Source organism: Neobacillus sp. GCM10023253 (assembly GCF_042653105.1).
In the GTDB taxonomy this organism is placed as follows: Bacteria; Bacillota; Bacilli; order Bacillales; family Cytobacillaceae; genus Neobacillus; species Neobacillus citreus.
Genome location: NZ_JBHSHV010000019.1, coordinates 11,460 through 35,804, shown reverse-complemented (window position 1 = coordinate 35,804; position 24,345 = coordinate 11,460). Strand labels below are relative to the sequence as shown.

Genomic DNA, 24,345 nt, shown 5'->3' with positions numbered 1-24,345 from the left:
ACACGAAAACCAAAAATGAATAATAACGGGTCATTTTTAAAAAAATACACACTTGATAACACACTTTTAACTCTAGAAATTTTATCTTCTAGCTATCATCTCGATTTCAATTTGTGCACCAAGAGGCAGGGCTGACACACCTATAGTTGTACGAGCTGGATACGGCTCAGAAAATTGTTTAGAATAAACTTCATTCATTGCTGTGAAATTATTCATATCCGTTAAGAAGACATTCACTTTTTCAACATGATCTGGAGTTAAACCTGCTGCTTCCAATACATTGAATAGATTTCTAAAACACTGATTTGTCTGTTCAATAATATCTCCTTCTACAAGCTTTCCAGTCTGTGAGTCTACTGGGGTTTGCCCAGATAAAAATATTAAATCTCCTGCTTCAATTGCATGTGAGTACGGACCAACAGCAACCGCTCCAGATGCACTAAAAGCCTTTCTTGACATACAAAACTCCTCCTTTAGATAAAAAGAAAAAAATAAGTATATGAAGAAATTGTAAGTTATATGGAAGATATAAGCAATAAAACCGTCCTTCCAAGCAATGTCTGCAAATGCCCATTTGGCATTATAAAAAAGTGTTAAAAACAACCTCAACCTTTTTAAACAATAGTTTCCATAATAAACAAACGTTTGTAAACTATTTAGTTATATACTATACTTTTAAAAAGTAATCTTATAGATTACAAAAATAGTAAATCTTTGCTTTATATTGTAGTTTTGATTTTTTTGCCTTAAAAAGATAAAAAAATATTGCAGGAGGTAGAATATGAGGAAGTATCTGTACCCTCTCTTAGTTATAATAGCCGCGAGTAGTTATGGTGTAGTTTCAACAATTATAAAACTGGCAATGAACAGTGGTTTCTCAGCCTCGGAAGCTGTTACAAGTCAATTCTTTATCGGTTTTTGCATTGCTGTGAGTATTTATTTCCTGACAAGCAGAACAAAAATAAGCTTTAAAGGTATTAAAATGCTAATCTTTGCAGGCATTTTAACCGGTTTTACAAATATTGTATATGGACATTCTCTGAACTATTTACCAGCTTCTTTGGCTGTTGTTCTCCTATTTCAATTTACATGGATCGGTATGCTGATTTCCTGTATAACAAAGCGTCAACTACCTACTCGAATTGAATTTATTTCAATACTATTATTGGTTTTGGGGACCATACCGGCAGCCGGTTTAATTGATGTTGATTTAACGAAAATACCTTTACAAGGGTGGATATGGGGGTTAGCGGCAGCCTTTTGTTATTCACTATTTTTATATGTAAACGGCCGGGCAACCGCAAGGATGAATACCTCTGGCCGTTTGGTGTTTGTTTCTTTCTTTGCTTTTATGATGTCTGCTGCATTTCAATCTCCAGAGATTATTTGGAATGGTACTTTGTTTAACGAAGGACTTTGGATTTATGGTTTGGCATTAGGGTTATTTGGCATGATTTTTCCGGTGTTTTTATTTACTATTGCCGTTCCTAAAGTTGGATTAGGCATGACATCCATTTTGAGTGCTATTGAATTGCCAATTGCGGTAATGGTGTCCGTTATATTACTAAGCGAAACTGTCAGCACGATACAGGTAGCGGGGATCGTAATAATCCTTCTTGGTATAAGTTTACCAACCATGTTAACTGGAAAATTATTGTTAATGAAAAATAAAATTGCAAAACAAAAAGCAAAAAATAAATCCTACATGACTGGTGAATTAAAAAAACACATTAGTTAAGGTAAATCGATAATTTTATTTCAGCACCGCCTCGTTAAAAAGTTAAGATATGCTCCAAACCATTTTTATTATCAAGGGAAAAGTTGGACATATTATCCCTAGGAGGTGATAAGGTGGCTGACAATAAGAAAACTTCCAAACACCTAGAAAGAGACAGTAAATTAGATCGATACGAAAACGACGATCGACATAATGATAATGCTAGGACAGCAACAGCTTTTGAACCAGTAATCCCAAGAATTGATACAGAAAATCTTTAACAGTAAGTTTCAAACATTTGAAATGGCATACCGTATAGCAAACTAATACTACACCTATCAACGCTTGGCTCTAAACCCAAGCGTTATTCACTCCCCAGTTAATCCAATATTGATCCATGTTTCTGCCAAAACATGGACAACCACGACCATAAACTTCGCTAAAACAATCTTTCCCTCTCTTAATAACAATTTCAAAAAAATGGATGAAAGCCTTTCCCGCTTTTTTATTTTCAACATACCTTATTACTACCGAAAAGTAAGGGAGGTATTAGGATGGCTGATGGTGCAGGATACGGCGGAGGTTTTGCGCTGATTGTGGTATTGTTTATCCTTTTAATTATCGTCGGTGCTTCTTTTGTCGGCGGATACGGAGGCTATGGCGGCTTTTATTACTAAGTCCGTTTATTAACTTCAATGAAAGGTGGGATATTATAATGTTCTACGGTGGATATGGCTATGGCGGCTATGGATACGGCGGCGGCAGCTTTGTTTTAATCGTTGTATTGTTCATTCTTTTAATCATTGTTGGCGCATCTTGCTTTTATTAATTAGATTAGAACCCCCAAAAATTTAGGGTTTTCTAAAAATACAAAAGGTCAACTCTTCGGACGAATCGAAGGAGTTGACCTTTTGTTTGCTATTTTATTTTGTCAAATAGACATTTGCACCTTTTACATAGAAAACAAAAAGGAGCCGTGTCCATCTAAGGAACGACCCCTCATCAAAAATTATAAATCATTAATCACAATATAAGTAGCCTTTATTGGACCATGTACGCCGACAACCAGATTCAACTCAATATCGGCCGAGTTACTTGGGCCAGAAATAAAATTGATGCAGGACGCCACATGTCCGGTTTCTTGATAAATCTCCCGCATTTTCACTGCAGCCTGCGTCATCCTTGGAACAAGGCTGCTCTTCGGAATCAGCATAATCGATGTTGCCGGCAAAAAGCTAACCGTTCTTCCCTTATCTTTATCGCTAAACAAAACAACTGTACCAGATTCAGCAAGAATTCTGGTGCGCAAATTTTCAAGGCATGGTCTCCATTCCTTGTGCTGACGGCAATCATTTCGATTTGGGGAATCCCAACTGCAAAGCTGACACTTACTGGGCATTATGAAAGTGCCAATACATTTCTGAAGCCATTAACGCTATTGGATCCAAGCTGACATTTATGCCTGAAGTGCCGTTTTTAAATAATAAAATCATCAATACTGCAGGGGCCCCAGTTGCTGCTGATTACAAGCTGGAAATTCTCGGGGCAGCAGGAACGGCCATTTTAATAGCAGCTATTCTTACTAAATTTATTGTTGGAATCTCATGGTAAAACTGGATTCTAACATTCGGTGAAACTTTAAATGAATTAAAGTATCCAATTCTGACAATTGCTTCTGTTGTCGGATTTGCCTATATTACTAATGCATCCGGAATGACCACAACTCTAGGAATGACTTTGGCCAAAACTGGATCGGTTTTATTCCCTTTCTTCTCACCATTCCTTTGCTGGCTGGGAGTGTTTATAACAGGTTCGGATACATCAGCCAACTTGCTGTTTGGGAATCTGCACAAGATTACAGCTACTTCTATTGGAATGGACCCTGTGCTTGCACTTGCCGCGAATTCGTCCGGGGGAGTAACCGGTAAAATGATATCGCCGCAATCAATAGCAGTTGCCTGTGCAGCTGTTGGACTAGCCGGAAAAGAATCAGATTTGTTCCGTTTTACAATCAAACATAGTATTTTCCTAGTCGTTATTATTGGAATCATCGTTTGGCTGCAAATTCAGTTCTATCCTTTATGATTCCTTAAATATTGAAAATGCTCGAAAGGCTCTACCCTTATAGAAAGCAGCCTTTCGAGCATTTTCAAAAGAAAAAGACTTTCATATTTGCTTTATTTTAATTGGAGTACTATTAATATTTATATAAGGTTATATTGGAGGAAAATGTATGTATTCAAATATTTTAAGACATCCTGGACCAACTCCTATTCCGAAGAAAGTACAGCTTGCGATGAGCCAAGATATGATGAGCCACCGCAGTGAAGAATTTGTACAGCTATATCGGGAAACAACAAAACGTGTGAAGCCTGTTTTTGGAACAAAGCAGGATATTTTACTCATCCCATCGGGTGGTGCCGCGGCATTAGAAGCTGCAGCTGTAAATACTGTCTCTACTGGTGAAGAAGTGGTTGTTATTACCGTCGGCGCTTTTGGAAATTATTTCGTCTCTATTTGTGAAAAATTTGGCTTTCATGTACATAAGCTGGAAAAACCTTGGGGTGAAGCTTGTACACCGGAAGAACTTGCTGAGTTTCTAAAGCCCCTATCCAATATTAAAGCTGTCTTCGCTACTTATAACGAAACTTCTACGGGGATTTTAAACCCAATTGACAAATTAGCAAAGATTGTACGTTCCCGAACTGACGCGCTATTTATTGTTGATGGCGTCAGCTGTATTGGCGGAGCACCTGCGGAAATGGATCAATGGGGTGTTGATATTTTAGTAACAGGGTCACAAAAAGCAATGATGCTGCCTCCTGGGCTCGCTTTTTTAAGTATTAGTGACCGTGCATGGAAAGTAATTGAAGAGAATAATACACCTTCATATTACTTAAATTTATTGAGCTATCGTGAATGGGCAGAGAAAGGGATGACACCTAATACGCCTGCTGTTTCATTAATTTACGGTCTTTCTGCTGTATGTGATTTGATTGAGGAGGAAGGCGGATTTGTGCAAACAGTGGCACGGCATGAACTTATGAAAAACATGGTTCGCGAATCTATGAAGGCTCTATCTATTGGCTTGTTGACGTCCGATGAGTATGCTTCGCCGACGATTACAGCTATTCTTACTCCAGAAGGATTGGATCTCGGGACATTTTTAGGCCATCTGAAGAAGAAATACCATCTTGATTTTGCTGGAGGGCTTGGTCACCTGCAAGGTAAGCTGTTCCGATTTGGGCATATGGGTTACTGTTTCCCAAGCGATATTCTTCAGGCGGTTTCTCTATTGGAAGCAGGATTGCAGGATTTCAACTACACCTTTGAACCAGGCGCTGGAGTTATTGCTGCACAAAAAGTGTTCTTGGCCGCCAATTTGAAATAAAAGTTGAATAAAATTAAATTTAGCCTTGTCAGAAAAAACAGTCAAGCATATCTTAATGTATGCCATAGCTTTTCAAGCATATGAATTACCTACCCATTAAGATGGAAGTCTCCGCCCAAGACTTCCTTCTTTTATATTTTTCCTAAGGAAATTTTTTCACTTTGTCTTCTAAAAATAAAACATATCTTGCTTTAATTATAGTCCTTTTTGACATTTGACCATTAAAAATTTAAATGGTGGTTTATTTTCCATATTCTTATGTGGCTCAGCAATTTCCGAAGTTTCTATCAGTCCATATTTTCCAAACTCTTGTTTGACCGAGTCAGCATCATAAAAAAACATTTTTACCCCATCTTTTGTCTCGAAATAGTCTTTACCTAGTTGTTGACCCTTTCCATACATGGGGGCTTCTTTGGAAATCGTCGTAAAAATCATATATGCGTTTGGCTTTAACTGATTATAGCAATCATTAATAAACTTCTCTCTCTCACTTTGATTCAATAAGTGAATAAGGGCATAACAAAATATACCATCATAAAGTTTGTTATCAAAAGGCATATCAGTTACTGATCCATGAAAAATACTAAAATGAAGCCCATTTTGCCTTGCCAAATCAATCGCTGTTTTTGAAATTTCAATACCTGTTACATTTATTCCGTTATCAATAAAAACCTTTGCATTCCTGCCATATCCAATACCAGGAATCAATATATCCTTCACTTTCTTTTCAAGGAAGAAGTCCTTTGTCACGATGGCGGAGTCTGCAGGATCAAATCCCCACATCATTTGATTTTCTATAAAACTTGATTCCCAAAATTCTGTCATACCCCAGGTCTCCTTTACAAACATTGACCATTCATATATTCTCGAAATTATATCAAATTTCAATATTAATTTAAAATATAGCCAATTCAATATAGCCAATGCTTAATTTTATTGAATCGGAACCCCCTGAGGGATTTCAAAAAATTCAAAAGGTCAACTCTCCGGACCATTCCGTGAAGTTGACCTTTTGTTTGCTATTTTACTTTTGGCAAGCGGACTTTAATTAACTCTGCAAAATATTCCGCTCCAATTGTAAGGATCTTATCATTGAAGTCATAGCTTGAGTTATGAAGTGGAACATTGCCGATTCCTTCAGAATCGTCACCATTTCCTATAAATACAAAACAGCCAGGGATTTTCTGCAAAAACGCACCAAAGTCTTCAGAAGCCATCCATGGTTGACAATTTCCATCCACATTTTTTTCGCCGACCACATTTCGGGCTGCTTTTACGGCCATATCAACACACTCTGCCCAGTTAACCGTCGGTGCGAATTCATGGGTATATTCAAATTGGCATTCTGCCCCATTCATTTTGCAAATTCCCTCACTAATCGTCCGCATCCGTTCTTCCAATAGCCTTTGTACCTCAGGAGTATAACTTCTAGTATCCCCCTTAATCACTACATTTGTAGGTATAGCATTTCGAATCCCGTCTGTTATAAATTCAGTACAGGAAATGACAGCAGGAACATTCGGGTTCATATTTCGGGAGATAATGGTTTGCAAAGCAAGAATAATTTCAGACGCAATCACGATGGGGTCTTTACCCATATGGGGGCTTGAAGCATGTGAACCTTGTCCCTTAATATGGATCACAAAGTTATCCTCACTTGCCATAATTCCGCCCGTGCGTGTTGAAATGGAACCCGCAGGCATGCCTGGCATATTGTGCATTCCATAAATCTCATCTACTGGAAAACGTTCAAAAAGTCCGTCTTGCATCATGGCAAAAGCGCCTTTACCAATTTCCTCCGCAGGCTGAAAAATAAACCGAACTGTCCCGTTAAAATTTTTGCGCTCCGTTAATAACTTGGCTGCACCCAATACTGTGGCCATATGTCCATCATGACCACACGCATGCATTTTACCCGGATTCTGGGAGGTATATGAGTGTTGCCCCACTTCAGTTAGATTAAGAGCATCTATATCTGAGCGAATACCGATAATACCTTTCCCGTCGCCCACTGTAAGATTAGCAATGATTCCAGTACCCCCAATATTTCTATGAACCTCTAATCCCATATCTGTTAGTACTTTAGCAAGAAATTCAGAAGTATGTTTTTCTTCAAAAGCACTTTCTGGATGCGTATGAAGATAGTGTCTCCACTCAGTAAGCTGTCTTTCAAAATTTCCATTCATCATATTCATTTCACCCTCTCAATCATTAAACCGATGGATAGGCCCCATCCCATACTACTTTTCTATAATGATCTGGATCCGTGTCACCTTCTGTGCTGATAATTAGAATTTTCGAATCTTGATTCAGATTCAATGTTTCTTTCATAGCATTGAGCGTTAAATTATCAACCACTAGACTAACTAATCCCATACCAACTGCACCAGATTCGCCAGAAACAATATGAGGGTCACCACCCAACGGATTTGCAAGAATTCGCATTCCTCGTGCGGCCACATGATCTGGACATGAGACAAAGATTTCAGCATAATCTTTTAAAACACCCCAAGAAGTGGTACTTGGTTCCCCACACGCTAAACCTGCCATAATCGTATCCAAAGCTCCGGTTACGGAATGTGGCTTCCCATCACCCACATTAATAGATTGGTATAGACAATCAGCTTTATCTGGTTCGACTATAACTGTAATAGGGCGTTCCTCTCCAAATTTCTCTACTAGATATCCGAGCATACTGCCAGCAAAAGAACCCACTCCAGCTTGTAATAGCACATGGGTCGGGCGGTCTTGACCAACTTCAGCAATCTGCTTCACTGCTTCATCCAGGAGTGTTCCATACCCCTGCATAATCCAAGTTGGAATCTTTTCATATCCATCCCAGGCCGTATCCTGTACCAGGACCCAGCCATTTTCTTCCGCTTTATGGCTTGCCAGCCTAACTGTATCATCATAGTTAAGATCCGTTATATAGGCTTCTGCTCCTTCTTTCCGGATATTGTTTAATCTAATTTCCGAAGACCCTTTTGGCATCAATACGACTGATTTTTGTCCTAGCTGGTTGGCAGCCCAAGCAATTCCTCTGCCATGATTCCCATCCGTTGCTGTTACAAACGTAATACTCCCGAGTTTCTCTTTCACTTCATTACTTCTTAGTTTTTCAAAAGAAAGCTCGGAAATCTCAACGTTTAATTTCTCTGCCAAGTATTTGCCGACAGCATAGGAACCCCCTAATACTTTAAAAGCATTAAGTCCAAATCGATAGGATTCATCCTTCACCCATATATGGCTTATACCTAATTGTTTGGACAACTTATCTAAGCTGTGAAGTGGAGTTACTTTATACTCTGGGAAACTCTTATGAAAATTTCTTACCTTTTCCACTACTTCAGGGTTCATAAATGCTGCAGATGCCTTCTCAGTATCTGTTTTTCTCGCATTTTCATTTAGAATATATTTAATCTCTCCAGGTGCGTTTTTTGTTGTAATTACTTCTTTAACCATTTATAAGTTCCTCCTTTACTGCAAGATTACTAACTACGTCGAGCAAAACATTAGTTCCAGCAACCAAATCGGTATCTTTTGTATACTCCTTAGGATTATGACTAATACCGTCGATACTTGGAACGAAAATCATGGCTGTAGAGCAAATCCGAACCATCATTTGAGCATCATGTCCCGCGCCGGATGTCATACGTCTTGACGCGAGTCCGCGTCCGCCTGCAGATTGCTCTATCAATTTTACGATTGTTTCATCAAAAGTTACTGGTTGAAAACGTACCAATTGTTCAGATGTAATGGATACTTCTTCCGATGCCGCCAGTTCTTTGAGATAGTTGGCAAGTGCTTGCTCTTCCTCTCCCAGTCTCTGCTCGTTAGGATCACGCAAATCCACAGTTAAGGTGGCCAATGATGGAATGACATTAACAGCATTTGGCTTAAATTCAATGGTTCCAACCGTTGCAACAGTTTGCCCATTAGAAGCGTTCGCCCGATCGCGTAAATAAGTTATCACCCGTGCTGCGGCAAGTCCTGCATCACGCCGCATATCAGTTGGTGTAGTACCGGCGTGATTGGCAACACCTTCAATCGTAATGCGCTGCCAAGAAATGCCTTGAAGATTCTCAACCGCACCAATTGGAATACCCATTTTATCCAAAATTGGACCTTGTTCGATATGAAGCTCAATGTAAGCGTGTGGCGTTAAAAAGCCAGGCTCCTTCGTACCAGCATAGCCAATACGTTCAAGTTCCTCCCTCAAAATGGTGCCATCCGTACCTACCTGTGCAAGCGCCTCATCTGCTGAGAGCCCGCCAGCATACACAAGAGATCCCATCATGTCCGGCTGATAGCGCACTCCTTCCTCATTGGTAAATGCTGCGACTGCAATTGGACGAGATGGAATAAAACCTGTCTCCTTTAAAGTGTTAATTACTTCAAGCCCAGAAAGAACTCCGTAGCATCCATCGTACATGCCTGCGTTAATGACCGTGTCGATGTGCGAACCTAGCATAATGGGTGCTTCATTTCTATTTTCAGTACCATACCAAATACCAAAGATATTACCGATTCTGTCGATTTCAACTTCCAATCCCGCTTCCTTCATCCATGTGAATAATAGGTCACGTCCAACCTTATCTGCATCTGAAGCAGCTAATCTTGTTCGTTTGTTATCATCGTCCAAACCAGTTCGACCAAGTTCTTGTAAGCGGTTAAGTAAACGTTCACTATTGATTGATAGATTTAACTTTGAAATCATGTTCATTTCCCCTTTTCAACATGTAAAGTTTGTTTAGAAACAACTTAAAACATATTGGCAATTTTGCTGATGTTTGGTGAATCACATTTTAAAATATAATTATAATCATATGGTAATTGAATATTTGCTATAAAAATACTAAAATTGAATAGAAAAATATAAGAATATTGAGGTGTTTGTTATGCAAATGAAAAACTTCATGATTGATGAAAGCTTAAAAGAGCTAACCAAACACCATACAGTCGTTATGCCAATTGCATGTTATAAAACCACCATCAATCAAAATATCCATGGCTATATTCCTCTTCATTGGCATGACGAAATTCAATTTGTGTTAATCGTAAAAGGGGAGGCAATTTTTCAAGTTAATGAAGATTGGATCGTGGTTCAAGAAGGTGATGGACTGTTTATCAATAGTGGATGCCTGCACATGGCACAGGAAAAGGATCGCTCGGGTTGTGTCTATATTTGCTTAAATCTGTCACCCTATTTTGTTTTGTCACAAGAACTCTATCCTACTTATGTAAAACCTTATATTCAAGCGACTAATTTACCCTACTTATATATAGATGCAAATGAGATTTGGGGAAAAAACATTTTAGATGCCATTTTAGAAATCTATGAATGTATTGAGCAAAAGTCCCAATACTATGAAATAGATATATCAATAAGACTACCATTCATTTGGAAAAACTTAATCGATAATGGTTTTAAACTAGAATTTGTTCAGACAGAAATAGTAAAGAGCCAAAGAATGAAGCAAATGTTAAGCTGGATCCAACAGCATTATACAGAAAAAATTATGTTAGAGGATATTGCAAGGGCAGGTCAGCTGAGCCGTTCTGAATGCTGCCGATATTTCAAGCGATTTCTAAAATGTACACCATTAAATTATGTGATCGATTATCGTATTCAAAAAAGCTTATATCTACTGCAGCAAGATGATTCGAATATTACGGAAGTTGCCTATCAAGTTGGTTTTAATAGTACGAGTTATTTTATTAATAAATTCAGAGATTCCATGAACATGACTCCATTAGCATACAAGAAAAATAAAATGGCCCAGTTACGTTTGAACTGAGCCATTTTCTTTATTTTAAACTAAAGGTGACGTTACTTTAAGTACACTTCTACACAATTTTTAACTTTATTCAGCCGGTGTTTTCATTAATTGATTTGAACAGTTGGTTGATCTAATTTCACTAACAAATGTAGAGCCTAATAGCAGTAGTCCACCAAGCATTTGAACAATTGTCATTTGTTCTTGCAGAATAATGGCAGAAATCAATATAGCCACAAATGGATCCACATAACTTAGCATAGCTATACTCTGTCCTTTCAATCCTTCCATACCAGAGAAAAATAACCAAAACCCTATTCCTGTATTGATAATCCCTAAAATTAAAATAAAAGGAATGGATGAGCTTGATACTTCAAAGATACCAAAGCCGGAAGTCAAGAAAACATATGGCATTAGAAGTAAAGTGGTTGTTCCAAGCTGAATGATGGTTAGCTCTAACTTTCCCATATCTTTAATAAATTTATTTAGCAGCAATAACGCAGCATAAAATGCAGCTGCGATTAATCCAAAGGAAAGTCCAAGAAGGTCGTCTGCGCTCGATGCTCTCAGGCCTTCTCCTACAATCATTAACATCCCTATGATCGATACACCAATACACACAATTTTCTTGATGGATAATTGTTCCCGAAGTACAAAGGGAGAAAGAATCATCACAAATACAGGTGCAAAGTAATAACCTAGCGTTGCATTGGCAATTGTCGTATGGTCATATGATTGATAAAGAAAAATCCAATTTCCTCCCAATGCAATACCTGAAAGAATCAAAAATAAAGCATTAGATTTAACTACATTCCATGATATTTTTTTCTTCATCACGAAGAATATTAACAGTAAAAATATGCAGCCTATGAAACTACTTAGTAAAGCCCTTTCGCTCGAAAATAGATCAATGTTTCGAACAACTAAACCAATTGTACCGAAAATAATCATTGATAATATAAACTGAATTTTAGATTTCATCATCTACTCCTACGAATCCGCGATGAGACTTGCAGCTGTCTGGTGCTTTTTCCATAACATCACTCATAAAAACATCGTTCAACACCTTTCCCTTTCCTAACTTGAATAATGAATAGGAAAAATATATCATAATCACAAACATTACAAAAACGAATGTTTATCATGATATATATGACAAAATCAGATGGGACGAGGAAAGAGAGATGAATATCCAAAAATATATGGCATTTATTAAAGCAGTAGAATTGGGTAGTTTTACAAAAGCTGCCGAAATATTGGACTATTCACAATCTGGGATTAGCCGTATGATTAACGATTTAGAAAAGGAATGGGGAATCTTCCTTTTTGAAAGAGGACGTGCCGGTATCAATTTAACCTCGGATGGTTTAAAGTTACTGCCCCAATTAAAGCGAATTTGCAATGAGTATGAGATCTTAATGAGGCAGATCGAAGAACTAAATAATATGGAATCTGGGATGATTCGAATTGGGACATTTTCCAGCGTAGCATCTCATTGGCTCCCTAATATTATTAAAATTTTTAAGAAGGATTACCCAATGATAGATTTTGAATTTCTGCTTGGTGATTATACAGAAATTGAGAGCTGGATCCTAAATGGGCGTGTTGACTTTGGATTTTTGCGGCTACCGACAAAAGCAGAACTTGAAACAGTCTTTTTGGAACAAGACCGGTTGCTGGTAGTGATTCCAGAAAATCATCCTCTTGCTAATTGCGAAAAGTTTCCCATTAACGGCTTACTGGACAGTCCATTTATGCTGTTAGAAAAAGGGGCAAAAGCAGAAATCTCTGAAATTTTTGAGAGGCACCAAATTACACCACATGTTAATTTTACAACATGGGATGACTATGCCATTATGTCTATGGTGGAAAATGGGCTAGGTATCAGTATATTACCAGAATTGATATTACAGCGTATTCCTCACAAGATTATAGCAAAAGAGCTGGAGGTTCCTGCTTTTAGAAATATTGGTGTTGCTATGAGAGAACAAAAATCACTTTCCCTTGCGTCCAAGAAATTTTTAGAATATTTATCATATAGGAACAGAAAATGAATGAATAGATGAAAATATTCAGACGGGCAACAATGCATGTTTGTTTCTGAAAATCCTTTTTGCACTAAAGTCACCATAAATAAGAAAAGTGCCTTGTTCCAATATTGAAACAAAGCACTACGTTTGTTCTATAAGAAAAGCTGCCAGACAGACAGCTCAAATCTTGAACCCTGGCAGTTGGATTTCTTTGTTGTATTCAGCTGTTTGGTGGATCAGGTGGATAATACGAATTCATGCCATGTTCGGGAGGGTATTCCTTTATTTTTCCAGCTTTTTCACCTTCATCTGGCGGAGTCATCCCAGACTTTTTATCAAAATAAACAGCTATTCCTCCCAATACAATGACAGGCAAAAATATATATAACCAAATCATAATAACACCTCCATACAGGTATTATATTATGTATTTAACATTTTTTTACAAAAAATATCACTTAAACTAAACTGCTTCATTAGTGAAAAAGTGATTCAACTTATTTACAGAACTCAAACTAAACACCAAGTAATTTCATCTTCATAATCCTGACTTGTGTTCTAGAATGTTTTTCCGAAAAATAAAGGTGCTTATTTCACGCACTCAAAAACCTTTTCCATGATCATGACATCCACAAAGCGACCATCTAATTTCCCCTGATTCTTAAATACACCAACTTCTCGATAACCTTTTTTTCTGTAAAGCCCTTGCCCAAGATTATTAAAGGGAAATGTGAATAAAACAATTTTGTTAAAGTCATTTTTAATCGCAGCCTGTTCAATTTCATTAAGCAATACGGAACCAACCCCTTTTCCCCTGTAATCCCGTCTAATATAAATGGATAAATCGGCAACTCCAGCATAAGCACACCGGTTGGAATAAGGATTTAATGATGCCCAGCCAACAACCTCATCATCTTGTTCCACTACGATTACCGCAAACCGCCCAGTATGATTGTTAAACCATTCCCTCATATATTCAATATCTTTCTGGTCTTCTTCTAAGGTTGCAATCCTGTCCTCAATACCTTGATTATAAATATTTAATATCGATTCAACGTCACTTACTGCTGCCAGCCTTGTCTTTAACCCTGTTTTCATGATAATCCCCCTAGAAATGAATGACTAAAACCATTATATAAAAAATTTTCCATTTTTAAAAGAAAATTAGTTGCAAATTGCAAATGATTAGTATATAAATAAATTAGAGGTGAAAATTTTGGAAAATGTTAGAGAACTGTTCCAGGTCATGACAAGGCGTTTTGGTCTATTAAATAAAAACTGTTGTCAGGTAGGCGGAGCTGAGATATCCCTCGTCCAAAGCCATATCCTTTATGAATTACTTCGCCGGGAAAAGCCTTCGATGCAACAGGTTGCTGATACGTTAGGGATGGATATAACCACCTTTAGCCGGCAAATACAAACGCTAGTAAAAATGGAACTGGTTGTGAAATCACCTCTACCTGAAGATAGACGTGTTTCTCAACTAACCCTAACCACACAGGGAAAGTATGTTGCTGCAAAGATCGATGCAGACATGAACCAATATCTTAGCGAAGTATTTTCAAATATGAGCGAGTTTGAACAAGAAATGGTCATCAAATCAGTTAAACTGTTAAATGAAGCAATGTCACAATCTACTGTTTGTTGTAAACCGTTAATTTGAGCAAGATCCACTTGCTCTTTTATTAAAAATTAATACTTGCAATTTGCAAGTAAAAAGGAGATAGCAATATGTATTTCAATGAAATGGAATTAAAAGTTTATTATGAAATGAAAAAAGAAGAAATGGAGAAAGCTGTGCTGGCTAGCCGGTATTCGAAAAATAGTCCAGCGTCAAAACTCTATAGAAATTTCTTAAATATGTTTAAGAAAAACCAAAAGGCTGTGCCAAAATCAGATTGCTGTGAAATTAAAATCCAAGAAGTATGCTGCGGAAATTAAAAAGAATGCTGTTTATAAATAAGGAGGTTGCTTATGTGGTCCGAAATGTTTCATAGTTTTCTATCCATTGCATTAGAATTAACATTATTGTTTATTGGAATCTCTTTTCTCATCAACCTATTACAGGGGTTCATTCCCTATAAAAAGATGGAACAGTTGATGGAAAAAAGCCACCCATTGGTAAGTGCTTTTGTCGCACTAGGGTTCGCCTTTATCACGCCGTTTTGTTCCTGTTCAACCATACCGGTAGTAGTTAATCTACTAAATAAAAAAGTGCGATTTGGTATTGTCATGATATTCTTATTTTCCTCCCCCGTTCTTGACCCGACCATCATCACATTGATGACAGCTGTACTCGGAGTAAAAGTTGCCTTTGCTTACACAATCATAACATCCATCCTCTCAGTCATTATAGGTTTCACTTTAGAAAAGTTTGGTTTTGAAGAACAGATAAAAAATGTCGTAGTAAAAGGATACCAGGAACCGGATAAGAAATTTCAGCTAAAAGCGGCTATAGTTGAAACGCTGCACCTTATGAAAAGCGTGTATCCTTATTTGCTAATTGGTGCATTTATAGGGGCATTCATTCATGGAGCCGTTCCTACCAGTTGGATCTCTACATTTATGGGAGGTGATAAGTGGTGGCTCGTACCGATCGCTGCGATTATTGGCATTCCACTCTATATAAGACTTTCAACTATGATCCCAATATCCCAAATCATGATTGCCAAAGGGATAGCTTTGGGGCCAGTGATGGCTCTCATGATCAGTTCAGCAGGTGCAAGTCTACCTGAGTTAACTTTGTTAAACAGCATCTTTAAAAAGAAACTCGTCTTTGCATTCCTTGGTTCAGTCTTTACGATGTCTACTATATCAGGATTTCTATTTTACATTATTTAAGGGGGATATTTAAAATGAGTATTTTTAAAAGTCTATTTCAAAAGAAAAAAAGTTCTTGCTGCAATGTTAAGATTGAGGAAGTAAAAGAAGACACTAATGTTCAATCACAAGATGTACAAAAAAGCAGTTGCTGTAAATAAGCTAAGTTAAAAATTGGCTTGCAGACTGAATACGGCATTCACACACATTTTAAAGCCAGGAGGGTGAATCCCTCCTGGCTTTTATTAAATCTTACTCCCCTGTTTCGGAAAAACGCTTAATTCTTTCCTCGATTTCATCACGAACTCTTTGGAAAAATACCCATTTTTCTTCATCTGTTCCTTGAGCTTTGGCCGGATCATCAAATCCCCAATGTACTCGTTTGACGCTTGGTGGTGTTACAGGGCATTTATCAGCAGCATCACCACACAGGGTTACGACTAAATCCGCACTGTTTAGATAATTAGGTTCGATTATGTCAGAAGTATGCTTGGAAATGTCGATCCCAGCTTCCTTCATGGCTTTTACAGCATTTGGGTTTAATCCGTGAGCTTCTATACCAGCACTACGTACTTCCCACTCTTCACCTAAATAATTTTTTGCCCATCCTTCTGCCATTTGGCTGCGGCAAGAGTTTCCTGTACATAAGAAGTAAAGTTTCTTTTTATTTTCCATGTTGAAAGCCACCTTAATTATTATTGTTAGGCTGCGTGTTCTTTAAAATATTTTCGTTTAAACCATAATGCCACATTGACTAACGCAATCATGACCGGTACTTCCACAAGTGGTCCGATTACTGCGGCAAAGGCTGCGCCAGAATGGATCCCGAAAACACCAACCGCCACAGCTATTGCTAATTCAAAGTTATTGCTTCCGGCTGTAAATGCAAGCGTTGTTGTAACGGGATAGCTCGCGCCAATTTTTCTTCCCATGAAAAAGGAAACAAAGAACATGATAACAAAGTAGATCAATAATGGGATTGCTATCCGAACCACATCCAGCGGCAGACTTACAATAACGTCCCCTTTTAAAGAGAACATGAGTATAATCGTAAATAGCAATGCAATTAATGTGATGGGACTGATCTTTGGAATAAAGACTTTTTCATACCATTGTCTTCCTTTAGCTTTAACTAATGTGAAGCGAGTAATCATACCAGCTATAAATGGAATTCCGAGATAAATGAAGACTGATTTAGCTACCTCTGCAATCGTAATGTCAACAACCGCCCCTTGTATTCCAAACCATTCAGGAATGACGGTCACAAACACATAGGCATAAACAGAGAAGAATAGCATTTGGAAAATAGAATTGAATGCCACTAATCCAGCTGCATATTCTGTGTCCCCTTTTGCAAGATCATTCCATACAATAACCATGGCAATACACCTGGCTAAACCAATCATGATGAGTCCTACCATATACTCTGGCTTATCCGGCAGAAAGATAATGGCCAGCAAAAACATAAGAATGGGTCCAATAATCCAGTTTTGCACAAGCGATAAAGATAGTACCTTCACATCTTTAAAAACCCGGCCAATTTCCTCATACCTAACTTTTGCTAACGGAGGATACATCATTAAGATTAATCCGATCGCTAGTGGAATAGATGTAGTTCCTACCTGCAAACTATTCAAACTGTCTGCAAATCCTGGAAAAATGAATCCTAATCCAATTCCTAATGCCATCGCAATAAAAATCCAAAGCGTTAGGTATCGATCCAAAAAGGAAAGACGTTTTTTCCCCGTGTTACTCATGATCTACACTTCCTTATTCAATTAAAAGTTAACAACCACAACGAAGTGTGGGATTACTTTTATTAATGATTTCGATTTTATCTTTCAAGTCTGGTACATGTTGCAAAATAGGTTCTATAAGTCCATAAAGCTCATTTTCTGGGTTCAAGGAATAATAAATCCATTGACCTCTTCTTTCTTCTTTGACAAGTCCTGCATCCTTTAATTTGCGTAGATGCTGACTGATGGATGGTTGACTCATATCAAATACTTCTTGCAATTCACAAACACAACACTCTCGTTGTTTTAAAATCCCAACAATGGTTAACCGTGTTTTATCGCCTAATAATTTTAAAAAGTTGGCAGTTTGTTCAATTGCAACAGTTGATTGTAACATTAAACACACCTCCTAAATTTCATATAGGTAAATAACTATTTGCTTATTTGTATTTTAAATTGATATATAATTATTCGCTTATATATTAGATTAATTTACATGTTAATTCAAGTGGTTAATTGTAAAGTTAATGTTAATATCTGATATTAATACAAGGGTGTTTTTTGGAAAAAAGCAGATTTTAGTCATTGGCTAAAAGGCGCATAACTACTTACGAGGGGATGAACCGGGGCATCAGGTTACTGGGTATTTTTAAAAAATAAACTCTCCCTAATTTAATTATAACATCTAAAAAATCGTTATCATAGACTGTTTATTCTTATTTATGACTGCTAAAATCAATAGAACATTACTGGTTGGGAGAGATGTAGAATGAGTTCTTTGGTTCTCGAATTTCAGGAAGTGGACAAAACGCAGCATTTGCTCGTTGGCGGAAAAGGATTAAATTTAGGGGAATTATCAAAAATTGAAGGATTGCAAGTACCCGAAGGATTTTGTGTGACAACAGTTGCATATAAAAAAGCCATTGATCAAAACGAAAAGTTTCAAGCATTGTTGGATCAACTAACACGGCTAAAAGTAGAAGATCTAAAACAAATTGGCGAAATCAGCAGGAAGATTCGACAAATCCTTATGCAAGTTGAAATTCCTTCCGATGTTGCGTGCGCTGTTACTCACTATCTCTCCCAGTTTGGCGAGGAACATGCTTATGCAGTAAGGTCTAGTGCGACTGCTGAAGATTTACCACATGCCTCTTTTGCTGGTCAACAGGACACCTACTTAAATATCATCGGAAAAGAAGCCATCTTGCAGCATATCAGCAAATGTTGGGCTTCCCTTTTTACAGATCGTGCGGTCATCTACCGGATGCAAAATGGATTTGACCACAAACAAGTTAATATATCCGTTATCGTTCAACGGATGGTTTTTCCACAGGCTTCAGGGATATTATTTACCGCTGATCCGATTTCTTCTAACCGAAAGCTGCTATCCATCGATGCCAGTTTTGGACTTGGAGAAGCATTGGTGTCTGGCTTGGTATCTGCGGATTGTTATAAAGTGCAGGAAGAGGAAATCGTCGATAAGATGATTGCAACGAAAAAACTGGCTATCTACGGACGAAAAGAAGGCGGAACAAAGACACAGCCAATCGGTCCTGAGCAGCAAAAGACGCAAACACTTACTGACCAACAAATTTTACAATTAGCACACATCGGAAGACAGATTGAAGCTTATTTTGGCTGCCCGCAGGATATCGAATGGTGTTTAATGGATGATACGTTTTATATCGTCCAGAGCCGCCCAATCACGACTTTATTCCCTATCCCTGAAGTGAATGATCAAGAAAATCATGTCTATGTATCGGTTGGCCATCAACAAATGATGACCGACCCCATCAAACCATTGGGTTTGTCTTTCTTCTTGTTAACGACTCCCGCCCCCATGCGTAAAGCCGGTGGAAGGCTGTTTGTTGATGTCACACAACAACTGGCTTCCCCTGTCAGTAGAAACATGTTATTAAATGCCATGGGACAACACGATCCGCTCATGAAAGACGCACTTATGAACATCATCGAGCGAGGAGATTTTATAGTATCGTTACCGGATGATAAAAAAGAACCGAGTCCCAGCAGAGGCAATACAGATATGCTGGCACAAATCGAAAACAATCCATCAATTGTTTCTGATTTGATTAAGCGTAGCCAAACATCCATTGAAGAGTTAAAACAAAACATACAAACGAAATCAGGATTGGATTTATTTGATTTTATTCTAGAGGATATTCAGGAATTAAAGAAGATTTTATTTGACCCACAAAGTTCAGCTGTATTTATGGCTGCTATGAATGCTTCATTATGGGTCAATGAAAAAATGAACGAGTGGTTAGGTGAAAAAAACGCAGCAGACACACTTTCTCAATCTGTACCAAACAATATTACTTCAGAAATGGGTCTGGCACTTTTGGATGTCGCAGATGTGATTCGTCCTTATCCAGTAATCATTGATTATTTACAACATGTGAAAAATGATCACTTTTTGGATGAACTGGTTAAGTTTGATGGTGGACAGGAAGCTAGAGACGCCTTCTTCGCTTTTCTCAACAAATATGGAATGCGATGTGCCGGAGAAATCGATATGACTAGAACGCGTTGGGGTGAAAAGCCAACTACACTTGTCCCCATGATTCTAGGTAACATCAAAAACTTTGAGCCCAATGCTGGCAAGCACAAATTCGAGCAAGGGCGACAGCAAGCTTTGAAAAAAGAACAAGAGTTATTAGACCGATTGAAGCAATTACCAGATGGTGAACAAAAGGCCAAAGAAACAAAACGAATGATTGACCTAATCCGGAATTTCATCGGTTATAGGGAATATCCGAAATACGGCATGATCAATCGCTACTTCGTTTATAAGCAGGCTTTACTGAAAGAAGCCGAACAACTCGTGAAAGCGGGTGTTATTCAGGAAAAAGAAGATATATACTATCTCACATTTGAAGAACTCCTTGATGCCGTAAACACAAATAAGCTGGATTACCAGATCATCACCAAACGAAAAGACGAGTACAAATTATATGAAAAACTAACTCCCCCACGTGTGATCACATCTGATGGGGAAATCGCTACAGGTAAGTACAAACGAGAAAATCTCCCAACCGAAGCGATTTTAGGTCTGCCTGTTTCTTCTGGAGTGATAGAGGGGCGCGCTCGTGTCATCTTAAACATGGAAGATGCCGATCTAGAAGATGGAGATATATTAGTCACCACCTTTACAGACCCTAGTTGGACACCATTGTTTGTATCGATAAAAGGCCTCGTCACCGAGGTTGGCGGCCTGATGACCCATGGCGCAGTGATTGCACGTGAATATGGCTTACCAGCAGTTGTTGGTGTAGAAAATGCCACCAAACTAATAAAAGATGGACAACGAATTCGTGTACATGGAACAGAAGGGTATATAGAAATATTGTAATGGCTTAAAATAAAAAACCAAAGGAGTAAACTACTCCTTTGGTAAATCCTTATGTTCATATTTTAAAAGCTTACTGATAATGGAGGGGTTTTCTGGTTTGTCGGGATGGCTATCGACGATTATACCGAAGGTTAGAGTATCAGTCCCTAAGGGCTTCTCGTTGGCAGGAATGACATTTACTTTAACTATAAATGGATATTCCGTATTTTCGCCTGTTACTTGAGGCTCTGTTACCTCAACAACATTGTAGTTTTTCTCCCAGTCAAATGCCATACCAGAAATGTTTTGATCTTTATAATACTCTCTTGTAGCTAGAATGATTTCCTTGTTAATTAAATTCAGTAGAAAATGTTTTAAATGTTGTTCTTGAGTTACATCATTCGTGACGTTATATAAATCATCTTGTAAACTTTTTTTATTGTATTCTTCTCCTTGGACAACACTTGGTATAGTTAAAAAGAAAAACATGAAAGCTAACATTAAGATATTTTTCACACAGATCGCCTCTTTTTTTCAGCCTTTTTTGACATCTTTATATTTTGTTTAAAATAGGAATATATACATTTGAGTAAATCTTCTAATCGAACATGTAGATTGTTTTATTGCAAAATAACAGGAACATAGGAGGATGAAATATGAAGATCCACAGAATGGATCATGCAGGTATAATCGTAAATGATCTCTCTGCTGCTATAGAGTTTTTTGGCGATTTTGGCCTTGAGGTGCAAGGGGAATGGGAAGGAAAGTGGATAGATCAGGTAGTTGGGCTTAATGACGTTAAAGTAGCATGTGTAGGATTGCGGACGCCAGACGGTCAGGCATGGATAGAGCTAATCAAATTTTATTCGTCATCAGACGAAAGAGAAATTCAGCAACCTTTTGCAAATAATTTGGGAACCCATATTGCCTTTGCTGTTGAAGATATTGAAGCTATTGTTGCCAAATTGAAAAAGAAAGGTACAGAGATCTTTAGTGGGATACAACAATATGAAGATAGTTATAAGTTATGCTTCGTTCGTGGACCGGAGGGAATTATTCTAGAGTTGGCTGAGAAAATCAAATAAATTAAGAGTAATTCATAAGTATCCGGCCGATAAGTAATGAGCTTTGACATGCCGCCAGTGAAACATGTAATCACGTCGATAAAGTTGTTCCGCAAGCGGGCGCTTTTATGAAGCAACTAAAGCCTAATTCCTCCCTTGGGTTCCGAGAAATTAGGCTTTTTTTATTTTGATCCTAATTGTGTTAAAGCACCCGTTAATTGAAGAAGAATTTTTATAAGAGTAACCTACTCCTTTTTAGTTGGCATTTGTCAGCCACCTTCAATACAGGTTGCGTAATAAATGTGGGATTCCAGTTCAATTGCAAAATATAATCTTTATAATGAAGATCATCACGGGTTGGTGAAAAAATGCAAAGAAACAGGTTTTTATATTTATCAATATTCAGCAGTGTTTTAGTCATTCTATATATGTTTTTTCAATGGAAAATAATTGATATTATTACGGTATTTCTAATGTTCCCTGTTCTTTTATTGGTGTTTGGATTCTTTATTTTTATAACAGTACTGGCAATAATAACATTGTTTAAAAATAAGGATTGGAAGCCTATAGTCATCCAAGTTATCACAATTCTATTGCTATTGATCGTTCCTTTCAATCAAATCATATTGGATATTGATTTTAAAATAAACAAATCCGAAAGAGAGCAAATAGTTAAAATGGTTGAGAACGGAGAACTCAAGCCAAATATTTCACACGATTCTTCGCTCCTTCATTTACCTAAGAAATATGCACATCTTTCAAGTGGCGGCGGTGAAATAGTGGTGGAGAAATCTGGAGATGCCTATAACATTCTCTTTTTTACCTATCGTGGGATACTGGATAACTTTTCAGGATTCGTATATACGCCTAACGACCAAAAGTCTTTTAAAAATGCGTTCGATGGCGATTTCAAAGAAATAGATAAAAGGGAGAAAAACTGGTACTTTGTCGGTTCTTACTAGTAAAAATGTAGCGAAATGGCATTTATTATCTTATTCTTGAGTAAACTTTCATCAAAAGATACTATATAGTGTGGGATCTAATTAGGAAGGAAGACAACATGGATAAGCGTATTTATTTTTTAATGATCATATCCTTTGTTATAGGGATGGTTGAGCTGATCATTAGCGGCATTTTAGATTTAATTGCAGAGGATTTACATGTAAGCATCGGGCAAGCCGGTTTGCTGATCACTGTTTTTGCTGTCATTTTTGCAGTTGCATCGCCAATTTTACTTGTTATGACAGCTAAAATAGAAAGAAAACGGCTAACATTAGTTTGCTTATACATATTTTTAATTGGTTGCATCGTAACAGTATTTGCCCCTACTTTTTCTATATTGTTTATAGGAAGAATTATTTTAGGGATAAGCGGAGCACTATTAATCATCTTGTGTTTAGTTATGGCTCCTAGCTTAGCAGGAGAACAGTATAAAGGCAGGGCGATTGGGATTGTCTCTGTGGGAGTAAGTGCTTCATTAGTTTTAGGGGTACCGATCGGGCTTATAATGGGAACTAGTTTTGGCTGGAGAGCACCATTCGTCCTTATAACTGTATTGACAGCATTATCCATTATTGGCGTTCATGTATTAATGGGACGTGTAGAACCAAAACCTCAAATTCCGTTAAGGCAACAGCTTGCAGCATTTAAAAATCACAAAATCACATTAGGGCTGACAACGACATTCCTGTATATGACTGGTCATTCTATTATGTATGCCTATTTTAAGCCTTATTTAGAATCATCCACTGATTTTAATGCTAATTGGGTTAGTGTCATTTATTTAATTTTTGGTTTTGCTGCTGTATGCGGTGGAGGAATTGGCGGACTACTGGCGGATTTATTGGGCTCACGAAAAACAATGGTAATTGCTCTAGCAGTTTTTAGTGTTTTATTCTTTGTATTTCCCTATACAACAGATTTCTATCCAATATTTTTCCTGATCTTGATCTTATGGGGGATGCTCAGTTGGGCGATTTCACCGGCAATGCAATCTTATTTGATCGAAACAGCGCCTGAATCATCGGAAATTCAGCAAAGCTTGAATAATTCATCTCTTCATTTAGGTGTCGCTGCCGGTTCAGTTATTGGAGCTGGAATAGTTGATACACTTTCAGTCAATGTAATTCCATTTGCAGGCGGATTATTCATTATCTTATCATTCATTACTGTAGTCATTTCTGTTCGCAGTAAGAAAAAGATTTCTTATAAACCAAAGAACGCAATTTGAGTTATTTCAACTAAACGTGCCAGGTTCCTTCCAAATAATTAGTTGGTACCTGGCACTTTTCTATTCTCAGTTTACTAATGCATGAATAAACGGGTTGTTATAAACGCCAAGGATTTCGCTTTTAAAAAGAAATTTTTTTGTATCTATTTTTTAGAAGAATGAAAAACTATGTTTATTGGACAACGAAAAGCGTCCCTACCGTAGCAGAAACGCTCATAACATTAACTTAAA

At 37.6% G+C, this 24,345-nt stretch carries 26 protein-coding genes and 2 pseudogenes; 15 read left to right on the top strand and 13 right to left on the bottom strand.

Annotation, left to right across the window (positions count from 1 at the left end; translation table 11 throughout):
- Positions 1 to 81: 81 nt before the first annotated feature.
- The gene (locus ACFPA1_RS21470; protein ID WP_213141183.1) at positions 82 to 459 is read right to left on the bottom strand and encodes a RidA family protein; all 378 of its coding nucleotides are present in this window, start codon (positions 457 to 459) and stop codon (positions 82 to 84) included.
- Positions 460 to 781: 322 nt separating this feature from the next.
- Here ACFPA1_RS21470 and ACFPA1_RS21465 point away from each other — a divergent pair, with 322 nt between their 5' ends.
- The 4 genes from ACFPA1_RS21465 (at position 782) to ACFPA1_RS21450 (ending at position 2,546) form a co-directional block, all read left to right on the top strand.
- Positions 782 to 1,738, top strand: a complete 957-nt coding sequence (locus tag ACFPA1_RS21465; protein ID WP_378585404.1) for an EamA family transporter — start codon at positions 782 to 784, stop codon at positions 1,736 to 1,738.
- 113 nt (positions 1,739 to 1,851) lie between these two features.
- A complete protein-coding gene (locus ACFPA1_RS21460) occupies positions 1,852 to 1,998 on the top strand; it encodes a hypothetical protein (RefSeq protein ID WP_213141185.1) in 147 nt (48 codons plus the stop codon).
- Between the two features lie 273 nt (positions 1,999 to 2,271).
- Positions 2,272 to 2,394, top strand: a complete 123-nt coding sequence (locus tag ACFPA1_RS21455; RefSeq protein ID WP_213141186.1) for a YjcZ family sporulation protein — start codon at positions 2,272 to 2,274, stop codon at positions 2,392 to 2,394.
- A 38-nt stretch (positions 2,395 to 2,432) separates the two neighbouring features.
- A complete protein-coding gene (locus ACFPA1_RS21450; protein WP_213141187.1) occupies positions 2,433 to 2,546 on the top strand; it encodes a YjcZ family sporulation protein in 114 nt (37 codons plus the stop codon).
- Positions 2,547 to 2,726: 180 nt separating this feature from the next.
- Here ACFPA1_RS21450 and ACFPA1_RS21445 read toward each other — a convergent pair.
- Positions 2,727 to 3,011, bottom strand: a pseudogene (locus ACFPA1_RS21445) (LutC/YkgG family protein); the annotation flags it as partial.
- Positions 3,012 to 3,017: 6 nt separating this feature from the next.
- Between ACFPA1_RS21445 and ACFPA1_RS21440 the strand changes: the two are divergent.
- A pseudogene (locus tag ACFPA1_RS21440) lies at positions 3,018 to 3,810 on the top strand (L-lactate permease); the annotation flags it as partial.
- A 140-nt stretch (positions 3,811 to 3,950) separates the two neighbouring features.
- Positions 3,951 to 5,108: a pyridoxal-phosphate-dependent aminotransferase family protein gene (locus ACFPA1_RS21435; protein ID WP_378585399.1), complete on the top strand. Its 1,158-nt coding sequence runs from the start codon at positions 3,951 to 3,953 to the stop codon at positions 5,106 to 5,108.
- Between the two features lie 195 nt (positions 5,109 to 5,303).
- On the opposite strand, the gene ACFPA1_RS21430 is transcribed toward ACFPA1_RS21435, so the two are convergent.
- From ACFPA1_RS21430 to ACFPA1_RS21415, 4 genes are all read right to left on the bottom strand, one after another.
- Complete coding sequence (locus ACFPA1_RS21430; protein WP_378585396.1) at positions 5,304 to 5,933, bottom strand: class I SAM-dependent methyltransferase; 630 nt, start codon at positions 5,931 to 5,933, stop codon at positions 5,304 to 5,306.
- A 194-nt stretch (positions 5,934 to 6,127) separates the two neighbouring features.
- Positions 6,128 to 7,297 carry a M20 aminoacylase family protein gene (locus ACFPA1_RS21425; RefSeq protein ID WP_378585394.1) on the bottom strand — a complete coding sequence of 390 codons (1,170 nt, stop codon included), beginning with the start codon at positions 7,295 to 7,297 and terminating at the stop codon, positions 6,128 to 6,130.
- A gap of 22 nt (positions 7,298 to 7,319) precedes the next feature.
- Positions 7,320 to 8,570, bottom strand: coding sequence for a diaminopropionate ammonia-lyase (gene dpaL, locus ACFPA1_RS21420; RefSeq protein ID WP_378585391.1), 1,251 nt, complete (start codon positions 8,568 to 8,570; stop codon positions 7,320 to 7,322).
- On the bottom strand, positions 8,563 to 9,825 hold the full coding sequence (locus tag ACFPA1_RS21415; protein ID WP_378585388.1) for a Zn-dependent hydrolase: 1,263 nt from the start codon (positions 9,823 to 9,825) through the stop codon (positions 8,563 to 8,565). The genes dpaL and ACFPA1_RS21415 overlap by 8 nt, the downstream gene beginning before the upstream one ends.
- Positions 9,826 to 10,006: 181 nt before the next feature.
- Here ACFPA1_RS21415 and ACFPA1_RS21410 point away from each other — a divergent pair, with 181 nt between their 5' ends.
- Complete coding sequence (locus ACFPA1_RS21410) at positions 10,007 to 10,906, top strand: AraC family transcriptional regulator (RefSeq protein ID WP_378585385.1); 900 nt, start codon at positions 10,007 to 10,009, stop codon at positions 10,904 to 10,906.
- Positions 10,907 to 10,972: 66 nt separating this feature from the next.
- On the opposite strand, the gene ACFPA1_RS21405 is transcribed toward ACFPA1_RS21410, so the two are convergent.
- A complete protein-coding gene (locus ACFPA1_RS21405) occupies positions 10,973 to 11,866 on the bottom strand; it encodes a DMT family transporter (protein ID WP_378585570.1) in 894 nt (297 codons plus the stop codon).
- A gap of 203 nt (positions 11,867 to 12,069) precedes the next feature.
- Between ACFPA1_RS21405 and ACFPA1_RS21400 the strand changes: the two genes are divergently transcribed.
- The gene (locus tag ACFPA1_RS21400) at positions 12,070 to 12,939 is read left to right on the top strand and encodes a LysR family transcriptional regulator (RefSeq protein WP_378585382.1); all 870 of its coding nucleotides are present in this window, start codon (positions 12,070 to 12,072) and stop codon (positions 12,937 to 12,939) included.
- A 196-nt stretch (positions 12,940 to 13,135) separates the two neighbouring features.
- Here the strand turns inward: ACFPA1_RS21400 and ACFPA1_RS21395 are convergent, their stop codons facing one another.
- Together ACFPA1_RS21395 and ACFPA1_RS21390 are read right to left on the bottom strand one after the other, a co-directional pair.
- Positions 13,136 to 13,312 carry a hypothetical protein gene (locus ACFPA1_RS21395; protein ID WP_213141195.1) on the bottom strand — a complete coding sequence of 59 codons (177 nt, stop codon included), beginning with the start codon at positions 13,310 to 13,312 and terminating at the stop codon, positions 13,136 to 13,138.
- Positions 13,313 to 13,503: 191 nt separating this feature from the next.
- Positions 13,504 to 14,013 (bottom strand): arsinothricin resistance N-acetyltransferase ArsN1 family A, encoded by a 510-nt coding sequence (locus ACFPA1_RS21390; RefSeq protein ID WP_213141196.1) that lies wholly within the window; start codon positions 14,011 to 14,013, stop codon positions 13,504 to 13,506.
- A gap of 118 nt (positions 14,014 to 14,131) precedes the next feature.
- Between ACFPA1_RS21390 and ACFPA1_RS21385 the strand changes: the two genes are divergently transcribed.
- The 3 genes from ACFPA1_RS21385 to ACFPA1_RS21375 all read left to right on the top strand — a co-directional run bounded on the left by ACFPA1_RS21385 (position 14,132) and on the right by ACFPA1_RS21375 (position 15,756).
- Positions 14,132 to 14,578 (top strand): MarR family winged helix-turn-helix transcriptional regulator, encoded by a 447-nt coding sequence (locus ACFPA1_RS21385; RefSeq protein ID WP_213141197.1) that lies wholly within the window; start codon positions 14,132 to 14,134, stop codon positions 14,576 to 14,578.
- A 68-nt stretch (positions 14,579 to 14,646) separates the two neighbouring features.
- Positions 14,647 to 14,856, top strand: a complete 210-nt coding sequence (locus ACFPA1_RS21380) for a hypothetical protein (protein ID WP_213141198.1) — start codon at positions 14,647 to 14,649, stop codon at positions 14,854 to 14,856.
- A gap of 33 nt (positions 14,857 to 14,889) precedes the next feature.
- Positions 14,890 to 15,756, top strand: coding sequence for a permease (locus tag ACFPA1_RS21375; protein WP_378585376.1), 867 nt, complete (start codon positions 14,890 to 14,892; stop codon positions 15,754 to 15,756).
- A gap of 231 nt (positions 15,757 to 15,987) precedes the next feature.
- On the opposite strand, the gene arsC is transcribed toward ACFPA1_RS21375, so the two are convergent.
- From arsC to ACFPA1_RS21360, 3 genes are read right to left on the bottom strand one after another with little or no spacing between them, the layout of a single operon-like run.
- Positions 15,988 to 16,410 (bottom strand): arsenate reductase (thioredoxin), encoded by a 423-nt coding sequence (arsC, locus tag ACFPA1_RS21370; protein ID WP_378585374.1) that lies wholly within the window; start codon positions 16,408 to 16,410, stop codon positions 15,988 to 15,990.
- A gap of 26 nt (positions 16,411 to 16,436) precedes the next feature.
- Positions 16,437 to 17,492: an ACR3 family arsenite efflux transporter gene (gene arsB, locus ACFPA1_RS21365; protein ID WP_378585371.1), complete on the bottom strand. Its 1,056-nt coding sequence runs from the start codon at positions 17,490 to 17,492 to the stop codon at positions 16,437 to 16,439.
- Positions 17,493 to 17,520: 28 nt separating this feature from the next.
- Positions 17,521 to 17,868 (bottom strand): ArsR/SmtB family transcription factor, encoded by a 348-nt coding sequence (locus tag ACFPA1_RS21360; RefSeq protein WP_213141201.1) that lies wholly within the window; start codon positions 17,866 to 17,868, stop codon positions 17,521 to 17,523.
- A gap of 372 nt (positions 17,869 to 18,240) precedes the next feature.
- On the opposite strand from ACFPA1_RS21360, the gene ppsA reads away from it, so the two are divergent.
- Positions 18,241 to 20,841, top strand: a complete 2,601-nt coding sequence (gene ppsA, locus ACFPA1_RS21355; RefSeq protein WP_378585367.1) for a phosphoenolpyruvate synthase — start codon at positions 18,241 to 18,243, stop codon at positions 20,839 to 20,841.
- Positions 20,842 to 20,871: 30 nt separating this feature from the next.
- On the opposite strand, the gene ACFPA1_RS21350 is transcribed toward ppsA, so the two are convergent.
- Positions 20,872 to 21,336, bottom strand: coding sequence for a hypothetical protein (locus ACFPA1_RS21350; RefSeq protein WP_213141203.1), 465 nt, complete (start codon positions 21,334 to 21,336; stop codon positions 20,872 to 20,874).
- A 140-nt stretch (positions 21,337 to 21,476) separates the two neighbouring features.
- Between ACFPA1_RS21350 and ACFPA1_RS21345 the strand changes: the two genes are divergently transcribed.
- The 3 genes from ACFPA1_RS21345 to ACFPA1_RS21335 all read left to right on the top strand — a co-directional run bounded on the left by ACFPA1_RS21345 (position 21,477) and on the right by ACFPA1_RS21335 (position 24,114).
- On the top strand, positions 21,477 to 21,905 hold the full coding sequence (locus ACFPA1_RS21345; protein ID WP_378585365.1) for a VOC family protein: 429 nt from the start codon (positions 21,477 to 21,479) through the stop codon (positions 21,903 to 21,905).
- A 347-nt stretch (positions 21,906 to 22,252) separates the two neighbouring features.
- Positions 22,253 to 22,846: a hypothetical protein gene (locus ACFPA1_RS21340; protein WP_378585362.1), complete on the top strand. Its 594-nt coding sequence runs from the start codon at positions 22,253 to 22,255 to the stop codon at positions 22,844 to 22,846.
- A gap of 98 nt (positions 22,847 to 22,944) precedes the next feature.
- The gene (locus ACFPA1_RS21335; RefSeq protein WP_213141207.1) at positions 22,945 to 24,114 is read left to right on the top strand and encodes an MFS transporter; all 1,170 of its coding nucleotides are present in this window, start codon (positions 22,945 to 22,947) and stop codon (positions 24,112 to 24,114) included.
- Positions 24,115 to 24,345 lie beyond the last annotated feature (231 nt).